Genomic DNA, 3,195 nt, shown 5'->3' on the forward strand with positions numbered 1-3,195 from the left:
CGTTAATAAAAGGCCACAACATTGATATCCATACAAAGTTCATATTATTCATTTCTCCCTTCCGATTTTAATTGCTTTTGATTTTTTTGCACTATCATTTACCTTTTAGGTATTTCACATAACGTATGCGCATCTGCGACGTGACCTGGCCTTAGATAGCTCTTATCTTAGGCCGGGTCATGTGTTGTCTGAGATTACTTCCATGATTACTCACCTGACAACCAAGGGGCGAATGCCCCGAAGCGCAGATGCTTTGTTATAAGATGTCCCCGACTTCGAAGGTATTACTAGACTGCTTTTCTGATCCTTGTCTCATTTCATGTACAATACATTAAGTTCTTCCATTGATCACGAAGATATTGATCTTAGTCTATATTTATCAAAAATTCTTTTATCATAAAATATTGTGTATTCGTTATTTTCTTCAACTAATTTTGTAATATCAATTGGAATTCTTATAGTTCTTACTCGATTACTTTGATTTATTATTGTCATTTCATTTTCACTAACCTTCTGAACGGTAACTACTTCATAAGTTGAAGATCGAAAAGAATTCCAAAACATAAATATAACCACAATGATTAATAAAAAAATGATAATTCTTTTGTTTGCTTTAATCACTAGAATCTCCTTTCAGTGGTTCTGAACTTATCGCTTTTTGTCCACTTTTCGGGGATTTCTTATAACGTTGCGCATTTCTGACGTCCAAACGGCTTAAGGACCGTAGGTCCGGGTGGCTTTGCCACTTAGCCGGTTGGATGTGTCGCCTGATTCCACTTCTCCGAAATACCTCTTGGCGACCAAGGAGCGTCAGCGACGACGTAGAAATGCTTTGTTATGTGAAGTACATAACATCCTTGAAATACTATCCGTTCTGCGTTTGATATTTTCATTTCTTCTTGTTCATTTTTGTTTTCATTTTAAATTCACTTTTTATCTTTATTAATCGATTCCAAATCTTTTTCTATTCTTCTTAAGGATTCTCTTGTGTCTGAATAGTTCTTGGATTTACGCTTTACCAGTTTATAAATCCAAAATATTATCAATGCAAGAAGTGCAACGTTAATAAAAGGCCACAACATTGATATCCATACAAAGTTCATATTATTCATTTCTCCCTTCCGATTTTAATTGCTTTTGATTTTTTTGCACTATCATTTACCTTTTAGGTATTTCACATAACGTTGCGTATTTCTGACGTCCAAACAGCTTAAGGACCGCAGGTCCGGGTGGCTTCGCCACTTAGCTGGTTGGATGTGTCGCCTGATTCCACTTCCACGAAATTCCTCTTGGCGACCAAGGAGCGTCAGCGACGATGCTGAAAAACATTGTTATACGCTGCCCCTTCTTCTTCGATAACACTCACATAGCTGTCTTGTTTGTTTATGTACTGGCTAGGTTAATTTTAATGTTGATTTAGTCGGAAAATAAAAATTGAGTTGGCTCTACTAAGCTGTAGGATCGACTCTATTTCGTTTATTTTGGTGAGTAAATCTTTAAAGAGCCTCCTTATGTTAAATAAGATTAATTTACTCAAGCTAATTAAATCTTCACTTGTATTTCTCCTATTACAAACCCTATACATATAAATACCAAAATAAAGGAAATTAAAGAAAGAGAAAATCTATGCATGAATTGAATAGGAAGTAAGTTAGCTCTGAACTTACTTGTAAATGTATCTAGAATAACAACGATTGCAAGAAATAATACACCCGTTAGTACGTCAATATAAGTAAATGGCTTACCAATATATTTACTAAGAAAAACAAATAAACTGATGATTACACTGTATTGTCCAAATTGAAAAAGAAAATATTTAAAATGATTCATAAATACACCATCCTCCCTGAAACTTCCTCTAAAGATTTCTGTGATATTTCTATACGTTTTATTAACTTCGAACAAGCATTCTTAACACTATTATAGAACGAATGTCCATCAACAATGAGTATTAACATAGCCTATGTATTTAATATGTCTTTATATGTTTGTGTCTCTCGGATCTATCAGTCCGTTTCCGCATAGGAAAGTTACCTCTCTACTATCCATTTGTCCTAAGATTTCAACTACTTCTTCGTAAATGCAAACATATCCTTTAAATTGATTTATGCCTTATATGTCTACCCATCAGTAATAATTTATATAATTAATCGTTTCACCGTTATTGAAGGTTTATTGGTCATTTCAGTTTAACAATTCTCAAAGGGGTTGCGTATAACGTTTGGCATTCCTGACGTTCAAGCAGCTTAAGTGACCGAAGGGAACGGGTCGTCAGACTTAGCTGGTTGAATGTGTCGCCTGAATAATCTCCTTGAAAATCCTTCTTGGCGATCAAGGGCGAATGCCCGAAGTAGGAATGTGGTGTTACCTGATGTATCTGACTCCTCTGAATTTTCCGTCAAATTCGAATTTAATAATCCATGTCATTAATCTCATGTGACTTAGATCTATTCTTCTTTATACTTCTTCGAAATGCCTCTATGGTGGGTTCAAATATTCACTTTTTTTTATTTATCTAACAATCCATTTTATGCGTCTTAGCAAGAGTATAATAGCCGTAGATATTCCAAAAGAAATTGAAGCTATTATGATTGATGCAGTCTGAAAATCATCAACGAAAAAATTAACTCCATACCACTGCCCTAAGAGAACAATGACAAATGGTATTGCCCAATTAAAAGTAGCTTCTGTTGCATTTATATATATAGTTAACATAGAGACCAGAAACGTTGCGAACCAAAATGTAAAACAATACATCATTATTATACGACTCTTGCTTTTGGAACCGAATACTAAAACAAGAATCCAAATAACTATGTATATAAAAGTGACAATCAAATTTTTTACGTTTGCCGTGCTTCCCATTAGGAACTCTTGAAAATTTAGAACTAAACCTCCAATGACAGCCACAATTGATAAAACGACTACTATTAAAGCATTATTCTTTATCTTCATGATCAACCTCCCCATTTTGTAAGTAATCTTACTTCGCAGCCAAGCATTTTCTTCTGAATTTTCACTGTCATTAATTTTGTATTGCCCTTAATATTCTTATCTCAGATATTTCAGGTAACGTTTGGCATTCCTGACGTTCAAGCAGCTTAAGTGACCAAAGGGAACGGGTCGTCAGACTTAGCTGGTTGAATGTATCGCCTGAATAATCTCCTCAGAAATCCTTCTAGGCGATCAAGGGCG

1 protein-coding gene is annotated in these 3,195 nt (G+C 34.8%); it reads right to left on the reverse strand.

Features of this window, described 5'->3' with window-relative positions; genetic code table 11:
* Positions 1-2,511: 2,511 nt before the first annotated feature.
* The gene (locus AC1D69_RS24950) at positions 2,512-2,955 is read right to left on the reverse strand and encodes a hypothetical protein (RefSeq protein ID WP_495458810.1); all 444 of its coding nucleotides are present in this window, start codon (positions 2,953-2,955) and stop codon (positions 2,512-2,514) included.
* Between the last annotated feature and the right edge of the window lie 240 nt (positions 2,956-3,195).

The sequence above is a fragment of the Paenibacillus sp. Y301 genome (genome assembly GCF_059445505.1).